At 67.9% G+C, this 16,252-nt stretch carries 13 protein-coding genes; 9 read left to right on the forward strand and 4 right to left on the reverse strand.

The window, feature by feature from the left end; translation table 11 throughout:
- Positions 1-53: 53 nt before the first annotated feature.
- Positions 54-1,688 carry a PucR family transcriptional regulator gene (locus ACSLGO_RS13650; protein WP_436401292.1) on the reverse strand — a complete coding sequence of 545 codons (1,635 nt, stop codon included), beginning with the start codon at positions 1,686-1,688 and terminating at the stop codon, positions 54-56.
- Between the two features lie 147 nt (positions 1,689-1,835).
- Between ACSLGO_RS13650 and ACSLGO_RS13655 the strand changes: the two genes are divergently transcribed.
- The 7 genes from ACSLGO_RS13655 (at position 1,836) to ACSLGO_RS13685 (ending at position 11,152) form a co-directional block, all read left to right on the forward strand.
- Positions 1,836-3,326 carry a CoA-acylating methylmalonate-semialdehyde dehydrogenase gene (locus ACSLGO_RS13655; protein WP_263128485.1) on the forward strand — a complete coding sequence of 497 codons (1,491 nt, stop codon included), beginning with the start codon at positions 1,836-1,838 and terminating at the stop codon, positions 3,324-3,326.
- Between the two features lie 20 nt (positions 3,327-3,346).
- Entirely contained in the window at positions 3,347-4,717 is a 1,371-nt protein-coding gene (locus ACSLGO_RS13660; protein WP_436401293.1) for an aspartate aminotransferase family protein, read from the forward strand.
- 283 nt (positions 4,718-5,000) lie between these two features.
- Positions 5,001-6,746, forward strand: a complete 1,746-nt coding sequence (locus ACSLGO_RS13665; protein WP_436401294.1) for an amidohydrolase — start codon at positions 5,001-5,003, stop codon at positions 6,744-6,746.
- Complete coding sequence (locus ACSLGO_RS13670) at positions 6,743-8,182, forward strand: NAD(P)/FAD-dependent oxidoreductase (RefSeq protein WP_377956105.1); 1,440 nt, start codon at positions 6,743-6,745, stop codon at positions 8,180-8,182. The genes ACSLGO_RS13665 and ACSLGO_RS13670 overlap by 4 nt, the downstream gene beginning before the upstream one ends.
- On the forward strand, positions 8,179-8,547 hold the full coding sequence (locus ACSLGO_RS13675) for a cupin domain-containing protein (protein WP_263128482.1): 369 nt from the start codon (positions 8,179-8,181) through the stop codon (positions 8,545-8,547). Before ACSLGO_RS13670 ends, ACSLGO_RS13675 begins: the two co-directional genes overlap by 4 nt.
- Positions 8,548-8,606: 59 nt before the next feature.
- Positions 8,607-10,100, forward strand: a complete 1,494-nt coding sequence (locus ACSLGO_RS13680; RefSeq protein ID WP_263128481.1) for a gamma-aminobutyraldehyde dehydrogenase — start codon at positions 8,607-8,609, stop codon at positions 10,098-10,100.
- 44 nt (positions 10,101-10,144) lie between these two features.
- The gene (locus ACSLGO_RS13685; RefSeq protein ID WP_386886614.1) at positions 10,145-11,152 is read left to right on the forward strand and encodes a nitrilase-related carbon-nitrogen hydrolase; all 1,008 of its coding nucleotides are present in this window, start codon (positions 10,145-10,147) and stop codon (positions 11,150-11,152) included.
- Here the strand turns inward: ACSLGO_RS13685 and ACSLGO_RS13690 are convergent.
- From ACSLGO_RS13690 to ACSLGO_RS13700, 3 genes are all read right to left on the reverse strand, one after another.
- Positions 11,149-12,111: an L-lactate dehydrogenase gene (locus ACSLGO_RS13690; RefSeq protein WP_152274822.1), complete on the reverse strand. Its 963-nt coding sequence runs from the start codon at positions 12,109-12,111 to the stop codon at positions 11,149-11,151. The two genes, ACSLGO_RS13685 and ACSLGO_RS13690, sit on opposite strands and share 4 nt — an antisense overlap.
- Before the next feature lie 95 nt (positions 12,112-12,206).
- Positions 12,207-12,887 carry a GntR family transcriptional regulator gene (locus ACSLGO_RS13695; protein WP_436401295.1) on the reverse strand — a complete coding sequence of 227 codons (681 nt, stop codon included), beginning with the start codon at positions 12,885-12,887 and terminating at the stop codon, positions 12,207-12,209.
- On the reverse strand, positions 12,871-14,685 hold the full coding sequence (locus tag ACSLGO_RS13700; RefSeq protein WP_091607122.1) for a gamma-glutamyltransferase family protein: 1,815 nt from the start codon (positions 14,683-14,685) through the stop codon (positions 12,871-12,873). The genes ACSLGO_RS13695 and ACSLGO_RS13700 overlap by 17 nt, the downstream gene beginning before the upstream one ends.
- A gap of 125 nt (positions 14,686-14,810) precedes the next feature.
- Here ACSLGO_RS13700 and ACSLGO_RS13705 point away from each other — a divergent pair, with 125 nt between their 5' ends.
- Both ACSLGO_RS13705 and ACSLGO_RS13710 read left to right on the forward strand, forming a co-directional pair.
- The gene (locus ACSLGO_RS13705; protein ID WP_325786944.1) at positions 14,811-15,518 is read left to right on the forward strand and encodes a YoaK family protein; all 708 of its coding nucleotides are present in this window, start codon (positions 14,811-14,813) and stop codon (positions 15,516-15,518) included.
- 99 nt (positions 15,519-15,617) lie between these two features.
- Entirely contained in the window at positions 15,618-16,157 is a 540-nt protein-coding gene (locus ACSLGO_RS13710; RefSeq protein ID WP_263128476.1) for a GNAT family N-acetyltransferase, read from the forward strand.
- Positions 16,158-16,252: the final 95 nt, after the last annotated feature.

Consider the following 16,252-nt stretch of genomic DNA (forward strand, 5'->3'; position numbering starts at 1 on the left):
CCTACCGTGGCATGATCGGCTCCCCGGACCAGGCGGGCGTTTGTTACCGTCCGTCAGCCCGCGGGTGAAAGCGACTGCAGCTGGCGCAGCAAAACCGCCACGTGCAGCGAGGTACGGGACTCCGGGTCGTCGAGGGATACCCCCAGCCTGGACTCGAGCTTCTGCAGCCGGGCGTACAGCGTTGGGCGGCTGAGGTAGCCGCTGCGTGCCAGCGCCGTCTTGTTGCCCCCACATTCAAGGAAGCGCTCCAGGAGCGCCAGGTCCGGGGCATCGATCCAGCGCAGCTCCGCCTCGGCGAAGGAAACAGCCCTTGGGTCTTCCCGCAGCAGTGCCAGGAGTCCGCGGAGCCGTACGTCGGTTGACCGGAAATACCGGTTGGCTCCGGCAGAGAGCGTACCTGCAGTCTGCGCCACGTGCGCTGCCTCGTCCAGGCCGGCAGCGGCGTCGGACAACCGGGACCTGGCCCTGCCCACGCCGGCGGTCCAGCGCAGTTCACCCGCGCCGGCGGAGGTTCGCGCCGCGAGGTCCCCGCAGATCCGCTCCAGCAGGCCGTCTTCCAGCATCCGGGCCGGAAGCGCCAGCAGCACCGCCACCTGACCGGTCTGCAGGGCAGCGGCGAGCGCACTGTTCCGTGTGGCCGCCAGCACGGCCTCCAGCATCTCCAGCAGTGCGCGTTCCTTGCGCTGCATCGACATGGGATCCTTGCCGGATCCGGAGTCGAGGTGCAGCACCAGCGGCAGGTAGGCCGGTGAAGGCTTCAGCCCCAGTGCCGAAGCGCGGGTGAGGGCCTCCTCCTCGTCCTGGGTCCGGGTGCCGCGCAGTTCGTGGATGAGTCCGGCCTGCGCCTGCTGGGCCAGCCCGGCCTGGTCCCGTTCGGCGAGGCGGTTGATGGACAGCGCCTGCCCCGCACGCTCAAGGACCATGGACGCCTCGGAGGCAGCTGCCGGTCCGTCCGGGACTCCGGGAAGGACCAGCCTGCCCCACTGCGAGCCGCCCAGCCCCACGGGCGTCTGCAGCCAGTGCTCGTCACCGGCCACCTCGGTTTCCGGATAGGCATGGACCGCCCGCGAGCGCCGCTGCCAGTCCCGCAGGAGTTCCTGGGCCGGCCGCCCGGCTGCGGCGAACGCCGCCACCAGGTGCGAACTGTCCTCCAGCACTACCGGCGCCCCCAGCAGCTCCGCGGTTCGGTCCACAATCTCCTGCACTCCGGCGCTTTCAAGGCTCAGCATGGTGAAGACTTCATGAACCTGCCGGGCCTTTTCAACCTGCTCAAGCTGCCCGGCAACGATCCTGCGGTGCACTACCTCGGTCACCTCCACGAACCGCACCGTCCGGCGCAGGCGGATCACCGGCAGGGCCTGCCGGCCTTCAGCCAGCACCCGCCGGGCACCGGAAGCCAGCGCCGCGGCAGCTTCCGGGCGGTCCGCGGGAATCTCGACGACGACGCCGGCAACCCCCGCGGCCTGCAACCCGGTCAGGTACTCGGCGGCCTGGTCCGCCGATTCCCCGAAGGCCAGGCCCGTGGTCAGCACCAGTTCCCCGCCCTCCAGGAGGTCCGCCAGACTCCGCAGTTCGGCAACATGCACCCAACGGACCGGCACGTCCAGGGCGTCCTGGCCGGCGAGGATTTCCGGCTCCCCGGCCCGGACGACGTCGAAGCCCAGGACCGTACTCAGCTGCAGGCTCATGCTGGGAGTCTAGGCACGCCACCCCCCACCGTGTCCGACAAAGCGTAAAGATTTCCGATTATTTCCTGACACCTTGGCAATGTCCGCCACCGCAGAGCTCGGCTTAGATGGTGTCCAGCCCCACTTTCTACGCCTCAAGGAGCAAACGTGCAGACCACGCAGCACTGGATCAACGGCGCCTTCACGGCACCTGCAGACACCCGCCTCGCCGACGTAACCAACCCGGCCACCGGCAAGACCACTTCCCAAGTTGCCCTGGCCAGCGAGGAAACCGTCAACGAAGCCGTTGCCGCGGCTGCCGCCGCCTTCCCCGCCTGGCGCGACACCTCCCTTGCCCGCCGGGTGCAGATCCTCTTCAACTTCCGCGAGCTGCTCAACGCCCGCAAGCCTGAGCTGGCCGCCATCATCACCGCCGAACACGGCAAGGTCCTCGATGACGCGCTCGGTGAAATCAGCCGCGGCCAGGAGGTCGTCGAATTCGCCTGCGGCATCCCCCACCTGCTCAAGGGCGGCTTCACCGAGAACGCTTCCACCAAGGTTGACGTCCACTCCATCCGCCAGCCGGTTGGCCCCGCCGCCATCATCAGCCCATTCAACTTCCCGGCCATGGTTCCCATGTGGTTCTTCCCGGTCGCCATCGCCACCGGCAACACCGTAGTGGTCAAGCCCAGCGAGAAGGACCCGACGGCGGTCAACTGGATCGCCGAACTGTGGAAGGAAGCCGGCCTGCCGGACGGCGTCTTCAACGTGGTGCACGGCGACAAGGTTGCCGTGGATACACTCCTGCACCACCCGGACATCAAGTCCGTCTCCTTCGTGGGCTCCACCCCGATCGCCCAGTATGTCTACCGCGAGGGCACTGCCAGCGGCAAGCGCGTCCAGGCCCTCGGCGGCGCCAAGAACCACATGATCGTCCTGCCGGATGCTGACCTGGACCTGGCAGCCGACGCCGCCGTCAACGCCGGCTTCGGTTCCGCCGGCGAGCGCTGCATGGCCATCTCCGCCCTCGTTGCCGTCGGACCCGTCGGTGACGAGCTCGTTGCCAAGATCGCCGAGCGCACCCGTACCCTGCGCATCGGCGACGGCCTGCGCGGCACCGACATGGGCCCGCTGGTCACCTCCGCCCACCGGGACAAGGTTGCAGGCTACATCGACGCGGGAGAAGCCGCCGGAGCCACCGTTGTGCTGGACGGACGCAAGGTGGAAGCCGATGCCGAGGGCGAAGGCTTCTTCCTCGGCCCGACCCTGTTCGACCACGTCACCCCCGAGATGTCCATCTACACCGATGAGATCTTCGGCCCCGTGCTCTCCGTGGTCCGCGCGGAAAGCTACGACGAGGCGCTCGCCCTGATCAACGCCAACCAGTACGGCAACGGCACCGCGATCTTCACCAACGACGGCGGCGCCGCCCGCCGCTTCCAGAACGAAGTCCAGGTGGGTATGGTCGGCATCAACGTGCCGATCCCGGTTCCCATGGCCTACTACTCGTTTGGCGGCTGGAAGAACTCGCTCTTCGGTGATTCCCACGCACATGGCACCGAGGGCGTGCACTTCTTCACCCGCGGCAAGGTTGTCACCACCCGCTGGCTCGACCCGAGCCACGGCGGCCTGAACCTCGGCTTCCCCCAGAACGCCTAGGCACACGGAAGGATTCGCGAATGAGCACTACCGCCGAGACGGCAGTTACCGAAGAGGAACTGGCCGCAGGACGACGCGCCTACGAGCTGGACCGCAGACACGTGTTCCACTCCTGGTCCGCCCAGAAGCAGATCACCCCGATGACCATCACCCGGGCCGAGGGGTCCTACGTCTGGGACGGAGAAGGCCGGAAACTACTGGACTTCTCCTCCCAGCTGGTCAACACCAACATTGGCCACCAGCACCCCAAGGTGGTGGCCGCCATCCAGGAGCAGGCAGGCAAGCTCTGCACCATTGCTCCGCAGTACGTCAACGACGCACGGTCCGAAGCAGCGCGCCTGGTCTCCGAACTGACCCCGGGGAACCTGGACACGGTGTTCTTCACCAACGGCGGCGCCGACGCCATTGAGCACGCCATCCGCATGGCCCGCCTGCACACCGGACGCTACAAGGTTCTCTCCGCATACCGCTCCTACCATGGCGGTACGGCACTGGCCGTGAACGTCACGGGCGACCCGCGCCGAATCCCCAACGACTATGGCACGTCCGGAACCGTCCACTTCCACATTCCCTTCCTGTACCGCAGCCAGTTCCACGCCGCCACGCAGGAAGAGGAAGTCCAGCGGGCACTGGAGCACCTGGAGCAGCTCATTCTCCTGGAAGGTCCCGGTGCCTTCGCCGCCCTGGTCCTTGAGTCCATCCCGGGAACCGCCGGCATCATGGTTCCCCCGCCCGGCTACCTCGCCGGCGTCCGGGAACTGACCCGCAAGTACGGAATGGTGTTCATTGCCGACGAGGTCATGGCCGGCTTCGGACGGTCCGGCAAGTGGTTCGCGGTTGAACATGCCGACGGCGTGGAACCGGATCTGCTCACCTTCGCCAAGGGCGTCAACTCCGGTTACGTCCCGCTGGGCGGCGTCGCGATCTCCGACGAGATCGCCGGCACCTTCGCCAACTCGCCCTACCCCGGCGGCCTGACCTACTCCGGCCACCCGCTCGCCTGTGCAGCGGCGGTAGCCACCATCAACGCGATGCGCGACGAAGGCATGGTGGAGAGTGCTGCGAACCTCGGCGAAACGGTCTTCGGGCCGGGCCTGGCGGAACTCGCCCGTAAGCACGTTTCCGTGGGCGAAGTCCGCGGAACGGGCGCGTTCTGGGCCATCGAGTTCGTAAAGAACCGCGAAACCCGTGAACCGCTGGCACCGTACGGCGGCTCCAGCCCCGCAATGAACGAACTCATTGCCGCCTGCAAGGAACGGGGGCTCCTGCCGTTCGCGAACTTTAACCGCATCCATGTGGTGCCGCCGCTGAACATCACCGAGGAGGACGCCCGCACCGGCCTGGGCATCCTCGATGAGGTCATGGCGATTGCGGACGGTTACACCGAGTAATCCAACGGTACGCGGCATTCGTCCAGCGGCGGGATCCTTCCGGGTCCCGCCGCTGGACGAGCGCAGGTGCGCCCGGGACGTCCGCTGGGATGCAGAATTCACGCGCAGCGGCGGACTGCGCAGGCGCGGTGTTTCACGCCCGTAAACAGTTTCGCCAACTTCATTCCCACCGTTGACAAGCCTGCAGGGCTCCCGTTTTATAAGAGCAGCCGTTCCACCTGAATGGCATTCATTTAAATGCCGGAGGCCGGAATAGTGCTGGGCTGGACCGAATAACGACTAAATGACGGCCGAAGTGAATAACGAGGTTTTTGTGCCACAGTTCGAATGGATTTTCCATTCCGGAGCGGTCTTCGACGGCCATCGCCTGGTCCCCGGGGCCAGTGCCGTGGCCGTATCCGGAGGAATCGTCTCGGCAGTCGGAACGGACGCAGAGCTCCGGGCCCTGGCCGGGCCTTCCACCCGAACGGTGGATCTGGCCGGGAGGCTGATCACCCCGGGGTTCACGGATGCCCACGTCCACGCCGCCTACGCGGGCGTGGAACGCCTGGGCTGCGACCTCGCTGAACTGAGCGGCGCACAGGCCTGCCTGGATCGCATCGCCGAGCACGCGGGACAGCCGGCCGGACCGGAGAACCCCGCGGGCTGGGTCACCGGCGGCGGCTGGTACAAAGGCGATTTCCCCGGCGGTTATCCGGACCGGCACACTCTCGACGCCGTCGCGCCCCACCGCCCGGTCTATCTGATCAACCGGGACCACCACAGCGCCTGGGTGAACACCCGTGCCCTGGAGCTGGCCGGCATTGACGCGTCCACCCCGGACCCCGCGGACGGGCGCATTGAACGGGACTCGAACGGATTCCCCTCCGGCACCCTGCACGAGGGCGCCATGGACCTGGTGGCCCGGGTGCTGCCGCCGGTGACGGACCAGGTGCTCGCGGCCGGAATCCGCCATGCCCAGGAACATCTCTTCTCGGTGGGCGTGACCGGCTGGCAGGAAGCGATCCTCGGCAGCTACGGCGGCTACCCGGATGCCTCAGCCGCGTACCGTTCCCTCGCGGCGGACGGAGCGCTGAAGGGCCGTGCCGCCGGGGCGCTGTGGGTGCCCCGGGACACCACCGTGGAGTCAGTTCCGGCCCTGTTGGAGTCTTTCCTGGAACGCCGGGAGGCAAATGCCGCAGCCGGTTTCCGGACCACCAGCGCGAAAATCATGGTGGACGGAGTGCCGGAAAACTACACCGCAGCCATGCTGGACCCCTATCTGCGCCCCTGTGCCTGCGCCGGCGACGCCCCGGCGGATGAACGGGGCCTGCTTTACCTCTCCCCCGAGGTCCTCACCGCCGTGTCCATCGCCCTGGACGGTGCCGGGTTTGACCTGCATCTGCACGTGATCGGGGACCGTGCGGTCCGTACCGGGCTCGACGCCGTCGCTGCCGCCCGCGCGGCCAACCCTGGTTCGGCCGGCCGGCACCACATGGCTCACCTGCAGGTCATCCATCCCCAGGACATTGGCCGGTTCGCCGAGCTGGACGTCACCGTTAATGCCCAGGCGCTGTGGGCCTGCAACGATGACCAGATGACGGAGCTGACCGTCCCCCTTCTCGGCGGAGAGCGCTCCGGCTGGCAGTACCCGTTCGCCGGCCTCGAAGCTGCCGGTGCCAGGCTGGCCATGGGCTCCGACTGGCCCGTGTCCAGCCCCGATCCCTGGCAGGCAATCCATGTGGCCGTCAATCGCGCCCACCCGGATTATCCCGATGCACCGCCGCTGGTCCCGGATCAGGCGCTGGCCCTCACCAGTGCCCTGGCTGCCTACACATCCGGCTCGGCCTGGCTCAACCGCGCCCCCGGCGGGACCCTGGTCCCGGGTGCACCGGCGGACCTCGCCGTGCACTCCGCCAACCCCTTCGACCTGGACCCGGCAGGCTTGTCCTCACTGCAGAGCGACATGGTCCTGGTGGGCGGCGAACCCGTCTTTATCCGTTCCACCGCCGATTCCGGCGACGCATTACTCCAAAGGACCGCACCATGATGACCGTCTACGACCTCGCCGAGAACCAGTACGGCAGGCCGCGCGCAGCTAAGGCCCTCGCCGGAGCGGCCCGCGAGCCCTACTGGCTGGATGACCCGGAACGGCCGGATGCCCTGCCCGCCCTGGACACAGACGCGGAGACGGATCTTGCCGTCGTCGGCGGCGGGTACACGGGCCTGTGGACCGCGCTGATGGCCAAGGAGCGCAATCCCGGCCGCCGCGTGATGCTGCTGGAGGCGTCCCGCATTGCCTGGGCGGCTTCGGGCCGGAACGGCGGTTTCTGTGAGGCATCGCTGACCCACGGTGAGTCCAACGGCTTGAAGCACCTCCCGGACGAAGCTGAGCAGCTGGACCGGCTGGGCCGGGAAAACCTGCGCGAAATGGCCGAAACCATTCAGCGCTACGGAATCGACTGCGGCTTTGAGCTCACCGGAAGCCTGTCCGTGGCCACCGAAGCCCATCAGGTCCAGTGGCTGGAGGAAGAAGCAGACGCGGACAACCCGGACCTGGTGTTCCTGGACCGGGACGAGGTGCGGAAGGAAGTCGATTCGCCGTTGTACCTCGCCGGGCTGTGGGACCGTACCAGCACGGCGCTGCTCAACCCGGCCCGGCTCGCCTGGGGGCTGCAGCGGGCGGCGTTGGAAGCCGGCGTCGAAATCTACGAGAACACCCCGGTGCGCAATATCCGGAACGCGGGCGCGAAGGTCCGGCTGCTGACCGACAGCGGGACCGTCACCGCAGACCGCGTTGCCCTCGCCACGAATGTGTTCCCGTCCCTGCTCAAGCGCACCCGGCTCTTCACCGTCCCCGTCTATGACTATGCGCTGATGACCGAGCCGCTCTCCGCCGACCAGCTGGCGGCCATTGGCTGGCACAACCGGCAGGGCCTGAGCGACCTCAACAACCGGTTCCACTACTACCGGCTCACCACGGACCGCGACGGCGCGGCACGCATCCTGTTCGGCGGCTACGACGCCGTGTACAACTACGGCCGGAGCATGAAGCCCGAGTACGAGCACCGGGAGGAAACCTACGAACGGCTGGCGTCCCACTTCGCTGCCACCTTCCCCCAGCTCGCCGATGTGAGCTTCAGCCATGCCTGGGGCGGGGCGATTGATACCTGCAGCCGGTTCTTCGCCTTCTTCACCACCGCCTTCGGCGGCAAAGTCGCCTTCTCCGCCGGCTACACCGGCCTCGGAGTGGGTGCGACGCGCTTCGGCGCCAACGTCATGCTGGACCTGCTCTCCGGTAAGGAAACCGAACGAACGGAGCTGCAGATGGTCAAGCGCAAACCGCTCCCCTTCCCGCCCGAACCGGTGGCCTGGCTGGGCGTGAAGATCACCACCGCGGCTATGGTCCGGGCCGACCGCCGGCAGGGCCGCCGCGGCCCGTGGCTGAAGGCCATGGACGCAGTAGGGATGGGGTTCGACTCATGAGTACCCTCACCTCTCTGCCCGCTGGCGTTCCCGTACAGCCCGAAGCCCTGGAACTCGTCCGTGAGCCGGTCCCCGCCGAGGCCATCGCATCCGGCGCCCCGGCCACCGGCGTGCACCCGCTGGGGAGCTTCGGCGGAGTTGGCCTGGGCGTCTGGGAGATGACCGAAGGCGGCATGTTCGACACCGAAGCCGACGAAATCTTCCTGGTCCTCTCCGGCGCCGCAACCGTCGATTTCCTCGCCGAAGACGGCACCGTCACCGGAACCGCCGCGCTGGGCCCGCACACCCTAATGCGCCTGGCGGCCGGAACCCGGACCCGGTGGACCGTCACCAAAACCCTTCGCAAGGTCTACCTGACCACCTAGCGTCCGGCGGGGATCCCCCGGCCGCGACCAGCACCCACACCAGATTCACGGAGTAAGACATGCACCAGTTTTCCGAGGGACACCTCTTTATTAACGGCAGCTACCGGCAGGGCCGGGGCGAGGAAGCCAAGCGGATCAATCCTGCCACCGGCAACGCAGACGAGACGGTGCGTTACGCGGACGACGCAGACGTGGACGACGCCGTTGCTGCCGCCAAGGCGGCGTTTGCGGGCTGGTCCCGCCGCACGCCGGGCGAGCGGTCCGAGGCCATGCTGGCGCTGGCCGCGGAGCTGGACAAGCGCTCCGCCGAACTCGCGGAACTGGAGACGGCGCAGACCGGTAAGTCCATCCGCATGTCCACCGAATTCGATGTACCCGGAACCGTGGACAACGTGTCCTTCTTCGCCGGCGCTGCCCGCCAGCTGCATGGCCTCGCGGCGGGCGAGTACGGCGCCGGGGGGACGTCCATGATCCGCCGTGAACCGATCGGAGTGATCGGGTCCATCTCTCCGTGGAACTACCCGCTGCAGATGGCCGGATGGAAGATCCTGCCCGCCATCGCCGCCGGCAACACCATTGTGCTCAAGCCATCCGAGCTCACCCCCGGCACGTCCCTCATTTTCGCCGAGGCCGCTGCCGCGGCGGGCATTCCCGACGGCGTCATTAACGTCGTCACCGGTTCGGGTCCGGTGGCAGGTGAGGCCCTGGTGACCCACCCGGATGTGGTGATGACCTCCTTTACCGGTTCCACCGCCGTCGGCCGCAAAATCATGGCCATGGCGGCGCAGACCGCCAAGCGGGTGCACCTGGAGCTCGGCGGCAAGGCACCGTTCCTGGTGTTCGACGACGCCGACGTCGAGGCAGCGGCCCACGGTGCCGTGGCCGGAGCGATCATCAACGGCGGGCAGGACTGCACCGCCGCCACCCGCGCCTACGTGCAGGCCCCGCTGTTCGAAGCGTTTACGGCACGGGTTGCCGAACTGATGGACGCCGTCGTGGTGGGTGACCCCACGGATCCGGACACGGACCTGGGCTCCCTGATCAGCCACGCACACCGGGACAAGGTGGCCGGTTTCGTGGACCGTGCCCGCGAGGCCGGTGCCCGGATCCTGGCCGGCGGCGCCGCCCCCGGCGGCGACCTCGCTGCGGGGGCGTTCTACCGCCCCACGCTGGTGACCGGTGCCGCGCAGGACTCCGAAATTGTGCAGGACGAGATCTTCGGTCCGGTGCTCACCGTCCTGCCGTTCGACTCCGATGACGAGGGCATTGCCCTGGCCAATGACACCCCCTACGGGCTGGCGGCCTCCGCCTGGACCCGGGACCTGAACCGGTCCCTGCGGGCCAGCGAGGAAATCGCCGCAGGCTGCGTCTGGGTGAACGACCACATTCCGATCGTGTCCGAGATGCCGCACGGAGGCTACAAGGCGTCCGGATTCGGTAAGGACATGTCCGTGTACTCCTTCGAGGAGTACACGAACGTCAAGCACGTGATGATGAGCCGCGACGCTGCCGCCCACAAGGAATGGCAGGACACGGTCTTCAAGGAGCGCTAAACCCCAAAGCGCCGCCACCCGCACCCCATTTCCGGAGGTTTCCCATGATTGAAATCACCCGTACCGGTGCATTGCGCTCACCGGCCGCCGCCGTGCCGGACCAGCCCCGGCCCTCGCTGAGGGTGGGGGTGGTCCAGCACCGCTGGCAGCCGGACCCGGCGGCGCTGCGGGCCGAACTCAACGACGGGATTGCCCGGGCAGCGGACCAGGGGGCCGGAGCCGTGTTCCTGCCCGAGCTGACGCTGTCCCGCTACCCGGCGGACACCCACCCCGACGGGCTGCCGGGGGAACTCGCGGAGGACCTGCTCGACGGGCCAACCTTCGCCTTCGCCGCCGAGGCCGCCCGCCGGCACGATGTGTGCGTCCACGCTTCGCTCTTTGAACGCGCCGACGGCCCGGACGGACTCGGACTGAACACCGCCATCCTGGTCTCCCCCGAAGGGAAGCTGCTGGGCAGGACCAGGAAGCTGCACATCCCGTCTTCCGAGGGCTACCACGAAGACCGGTATTTTCGGCCCGGTCCGGCCACCGGGGATCCTTATCCGGTCCATGCCGTGGCTGAGCTCGACGGCGCCCGGCTGGGCCTGCCCACGTGCTGGGACCAGTGGTTTCCGGAACTCGCCCGGCTGTACTCCCTGCGCGGGACCGAGGTGCTGGTGTATCCCACCGCGATTGGATCGGAACCCGATTTCCCGGACTTCGACACCCAGCCGCTGTGGGAGAAGGTGATTGTAGGCAACGCGATCGCCAACGGCCTGTTCATGGTGGTGCCGAACCGGTGGGGCAACGAGGGAAACCTGACGTTTTACGGGTCTTCCTTCATCTGCGACCCGTACGGCCGGATCCTGGTGCAGGCCCCGCGGGACGAATCAGCCGTCCTTGTAGCGGATCTTGAACTGGACCAGCGTTCGCATTGGCTCGAACTCTTTCCGTTCCTTGAATCCCGCCGCCCGGACACCTACGGCGCGCTGGCCGAAGTACCGACGCCGGACTCCGCTGGTGAGGACGCCCGTCCGCAGCTCCAGGCGGCCCGGGGCGGAGCGGGCTACTAGATCCCCAGCGAGGCGAGGTTCTGCTTGAGGGTCTCCGCGGAGTCCTGCAGCTGCTGCTGTTCACGCTCGTCCAGGGGCATTTCCAGCATCTTGTACACCCCGCCCGAGCCCACGATCGAGGGCAGGGACAGGGCGACGCCGGAAATTCCGTGGACGCCGCGCAGCAGCGCTGAAACTGGCAGGACGGCGTTCTCCGCCTGGAAGACCGCTTCGACGATCCGCACTCCCGCCAGGCCGATCGCGTAGTTCGTGGCACCCTTGCCTTCGATCACCTTGTAGGCCGCGTTGACGACGTCGTCCGTAATGGATGCCAGCACCTCATCAGTGAAGACCTGGCGCCCGCTGATGGTCCATTCGCGGATGGGGACGGGGCCAATGGTGGCGCTGGACCAGACCGGGAATTCGCTGTCCCCGTGCTCGCCGATGATGGTGGCATGCACGCTGGTCATCAGCACGTGCGCCTGCCGGGCCACCAGCAGGCGCAGCCGCGAGGTGTCCAGCACCGTCCCGGAGGAGAAGATCCGGTTCGGCGGCAGGCCGGTGATCTTCTGGGCCGCGACGGTGAGGACGTCGCACGGATTGGTCACCAGGATGTAGACGGCCTCCGGGGCCTGCTCCATCAGGGCAGGCATCAGGGTCTCCATTATCCGGACGTTGGCGGCCGCGAGGTCCAGCCTGCTCTGCCCGGGCTTCTGCCGCGCTCCGGCGGTCACGACGATGACGTCCGACCCGGCCAATGCTTCGATCCTGCCGCCCCCGGCTACGGTGTTTGCCCCGGTGAACTGCGTTCCGTGGGACAGGTCCAGTGCCTCCGCCTCGGCACGGGTGGCATCGATGTCATAGATGACGATTTCCCTCGCCGCCTCACGGATCAGGGACGCGTACGCCAGCGCGGTGCCTACGCTTCCCGCCCCGACTATTCCAAGCTTGGTAACTGGTCTGGTGGTGATGTTGGCCATCGCTTTGTGCCCCGCTCACGGTAGGAGGATCCCCCTACATGGCACTATAGGTTCGCTTCTCCAGCGGCGGAACGGATTCCGGCGCGGAGACTTCCTCAGGCCGCGAAACGGCTCAGGAAGGACTGCTTTGACCGCTGGATGTGGGCACGCATTCGTGCCTCCGCTTCGACGGCACCGCCGGCGTCCACCGCCGCCAGGATGGGACGGTGTTCGGACCAGGAATCCCGCCCGCGGAACCCGACATCGGAGGCGTAGAGCCACTCGATCTTCCCGGCCAGCTGGGCCAGTAACGCCTGCAGGGACGCGCTGCCCGCCAGTTCGGCGATGCCGCGGTGGAATCCAAGGTTCAGCTCCGGCAGCACCTCCAGCCGGCCCTCGGCTGCGGCGGCGTCCCCGGCAGCCAGGGTTTCCCCGAGCCGGCGCCGGGCTTCCCACCAGTCCGGATCCGGGATGCCCGCAGCTGCCTGCCGGGCCGCACGCTCCGCGGCCCGCCGCGCCGTCGCGCTTTCCACTGCTTCCCGGACGTCGAACAGGTCCCCGGCTTCGCCCGGGTCCAGCCGGGCGACCCGGGACCCGGCGTACGGGCGGGATTCAACGAATCCTTCGGCGGCGAGCGTCCGCAGCGCTTCGCGAACCGGAACGCGGGAGGATCCATAGCGGGCGGCCAGGGCTGCCTCGGTGATCTTGGCCCCCGGTGCCAGTTCTCCGCGGATGATGTCCTGCCGGATTCGATCCCGTATCCCCGATTCCCCGGGGAGCTCAGCGGCCTGCGGCATAACCCTGCGCCCCGCGCGGATTAGCGGCTGCCATGAGCACGCCGGTCCGCGGATCACGAACGACGGCGGAAAGCCGTCCCAGTGCCCAGTCCCCGGCCCGGGTGATAACGTGTCCGCGCTCTGCCAGGGCCTCGATGATCCCGTCGCCCAACCGGTCTTCCACCACGGCGCCGCCCGGGGTCCAGGTCCGAGGCCAGAACGATCCGGGCAGGGACGTGGTGTGGAAGGCCGGGGCGTCGATGGCCTGCTGCGGCGTGTAGCCGCCCACAATCGTGCGCAGCAGGTACAGCAGCTGCCACTGGTCCTGCTGGTCCCCGCCGGGCGAGCCGAGGGCGGCGACCGGTTGCCCGTCTTTCAGGACAAGAGTGGGCGTCAGGGTGGTCCGCGGACGCTTTCCCGCCTGCAGGGTGGAAGGCGCTCCGTCTTCCAGCCAGGTCATCTGCAGGCGCGTGCCCAGGCAAAAACCGAGTTCCGGGATGGTGGGCGAAGACTGCAGCCACCCGCCGGACGGGGTGACCGAGACCATGTTGCCCCAGCGGTCCACAACATCCACATGGCACGTGTCGCCACGGGTTTCGCCGGTGGGCGAGACGGTTGGCTCTCCGGTTCCGTCACCGCCCGCGGAGTCCTCACCGGCCAGCGCCGGCGGCACGTACTCCGTGCGCAGCGGCGGCACGAACGGCGAGTGGCCGGGCACCTGCCCGGGCCGGAATTCATGCGAGGCCAGCGGAGTGATGGCTTCGCGGCGCCGAGCTGCGTACTCTTCGCTGAGCAGGTAATCCAGCGGAACGTGGCTGTCTCCGTAATAGGCTTCCCGGTCCGCGATGGCGAGTTTCTGCGCCTCCAGGATGGTGTGGACGCCCAGCTCGGTGGAGGGGTCAAGGTACTCGTCGGGGAACCCGTCCAGAATCGCCAGCGTCTGCAGCAGCGCCGGCCCCTGGCCCCAGGCGCCGGTCTTTGCGATGGTGTAGCCGCGGAAGTCGAACGTGACCGCCGGCTCGTAGCCGGCCTCGGAAGCAGCGAAGTCCGACTCCGCGATCACCCCGGCGTGGTCCGTTCCGGAGGAGTGCCGGTGCGGTTTGGCGGCAAAGTCTGCGGCCGCCGTCGCCACGAACCCCGTGCTCCACTCGCGGCGGGCGGCTTCGATGCGTTCCTCGCGCGTGCCTGCGCCCTCCCCGGCTTCGGCGAGCCGCCGAAGGACGTCCGCGTAGGCCGGGTTTTTAATGAGCTCACCTTCTGCCGGTGGCCGGCCCTGGGGCATCCACAGCTGGGCGGAGGTGGGCCAGTGTTCCTGGAACAGCCGGGACACCTGCCCGATGGTCCGTCCCACCTGGGCCAGCACCGGATGCCCGTCGCGGGCGTAGCCGGCAGCGTAGTCCAGCACGTCTGCCAGCTCCCAGCTTCCGTGGTCCCGCAGCAGCAGCAGCCAGGCGTCGACGGCGGCGGGAACAGCAGCAGCGAGCGCCCCGGACCCGGGAACCAGTTCAAGGCCTTCTGCCAGGAAGTGCTCACGCGTGGCTGCTGCCGGAGCCCTTCCCTGCCCCATCAGGACCACGGGCTCGGACGGGTTACCTGCGGTGGCAAAGACACCGGTGAGGTCGCCGCCGGGACCGTTCAGGTGCGGCTCCACGACGTGCAGGACGAACCCGGCTGCCGCGGCGGCGTCGAACGCATTTCCGCCGCGCTCAAGGACGGACTGCGCGGCAGCGGTGGCAAGCCAGTGGGTGGATGCGCTCATGCCGAACGTTCCCTGCAGGGTGGGCCGGGTGGTGAAGGTGCCGGGTTCGGTGAAGGGCATGGTTTCGCTTTCGTAGGTTACGGCGGCGGCTGGAGTGCGGCAGATTCACGGAAGATTGAATACAAAACCCACATGTCAGTCGGTTTCGTATACATTAGGCGGCATTACTGCCGAAAGGGAAGCCCATGAAACGCCTCAATGCCGTGCCGACCGAGCGGGTACACCTGTGGTTGATGCTGGCGCTGACATTTTCCACCGGGGTGATCGACGCCGTCGGCTATCTCGGCCTGGACAACGTCTTCACCGGGAACATGACCGGCAACGTAGTGCTCCTCGGCATGGCTTTTGCCGGTGGCGCGGACCTGCCGGTCCTCCGGCCCGCCCTCGCACTGGTGTTCTTCATGCTCGGAGCCGCGCTGGCCGGGCGGATGCTGCGGAAGGGGCCGGAAGGATGGTCCGGGCGCATCTCAGGTGCACTGGTGACCGTGGCCGCCGGAATTACTGCCCTTGCCGTCTTCACCGCGGTGGTGGACGTGCAGGCGAACGATGCTCTCGGCAGCATCACCACTTCCTCCATGGCCACGCTGATGGGCATCCAGGCAGCCACCGCCAAGCGGCTGAAGGTTGCGGAGGTGACCACCGTCGTCGTCACCTCCACGATCACCGGGCTTGCGTCGGAATCGAAGCTGGCGGGCGGGGACGGTAAGTTCTGGGCGCGCCGGGCCCTGGCGATCGCCCTGATCCTGGCCGGCGCCGTAGCCGGCGCGGCCGCCCTGAACGTGGGGCTGTGGCTGGGCCTGGCCCTTTCGGCCCTAATCTCGACGGCGGTGGCAGTCTTCGGCTACGTTCGCCACCACCGCGAGACCCGCGCCGTCCCTTCCCCGCCGAGATGACAGAAACTGCACGAAAGCGCGGGCTATCGTGCAGTTTCTGTCATCTCGAGGTGGGGATACAGCCGGACAGCCGGCGCAGGCGGGTTTACAGTAGTGGCCATGCTGGAGCAGAACCCCGGGGACTGGACCCCCATCCGCACACCCAGGCTGCTGCTGTGCAGGCCGGAGGCCCGGGACGAGGCAGCGGCGGTGGAACTGCACACCGATCCGCGGACCAATGTGCACCACCCGGTGCCCGCCAGCGTCACCCGCGCTTCCTCTTCCCGGACTTTCCACGAAATTCGGCAGCACTGGTACCGGCACGGTTTCGGGGTGTGGTCGGTCTTTGCCGCAGCGGAACCCGGTACGCTGATCGGCTTCACCGGAGTGTCCCACCGGATCATCCGCGGCAGGCCTGCCCTCAACCTCTACTACCGCTACTCACCCGCGGTGTGGGGCCAGGGACTGGCGACTGAGGGCGCGCTGGAGGCGGTCCGGCTGGCGGAGGAGCTGCTGCCGGGCCTGCCCGTGGTTGCCTATACCTCCGTGGACAACATCGGCTCGCAGCGTACGGCCCTCGCGGCCGGACTCGAACGGCGCGAAGACCTGGACGAGGACCGCGGCACATATCTGGACCTCTATCTCGCCAAGGGCTGGTAGCACTCCTACTCTGGAGACAGTGCTTTTTCCGCCACTCCCCACGCCAGTCTCCGGTCCCGCTGCCTGCAGCACGGACCCCAGCGGCGCCAGGCACG

Source organism: Arthrobacter sp. IK3 (assembly GCF_051337705.1).
GTDB classification, from domain to species: Bacteria; Actinomycetota; Actinomycetes; order Actinomycetales; family Micrococcaceae; genus Arthrobacter_B; species Arthrobacter_B koreensis.